This is a genomic window from Streptomyces sp. WM6386 (assembly GCF_000972385.1).
In the GTDB taxonomy this organism is placed as follows: Bacteria; Actinomycetota; Actinomycetes; order Streptomycetales; family Streptomycetaceae; genus Streptomyces.
In genome coordinates this window covers 1-294 of the sequence record NZ_JXTE01000839.1, presented here as the reverse complement: position 1 = coordinate 294, position 294 = coordinate 1, and the positions used below count along the sequence as shown (strand labels likewise).

Genomic DNA, 294 nt, shown 5'->3' with positions numbered 1-294 from the left:
GCAGCGGCTCCAGTACGTCGACCAGGCCGGTCGCCCAGCCGCCGATGACGACCAGCTCGGGGTCGAGGGCGAGGGAGAGGGCGGCCACGTCGTGGACGAGCCGCTGGATGAAACGGTCGACGGCCGCCCGGGCCCGCTGGTCGCCCTCGCGTGCCCGCGCGAAGACCTCGGCGACGGCCTGCTCGTCGAGCGGGTGCAGCGGCTCCAGTACGTCGACCAGGCCGGTCGCCCAGCCGCCGATGACGACCAGCTCGGGGTCGAGGGCGAGGGAGAGGGCGGCCACGTCGTGGACGA

General features: G+C 74.8%; 1 protein-coding gene. It reads right to left on the bottom strand.

The window, feature by feature from the left end:
- The coding region (locus TN53_RS43885) for an ROK family protein (RefSeq protein ID WP_046264540.1) at positions 1-294 on the bottom strand (294 nt) is incomplete at both ends.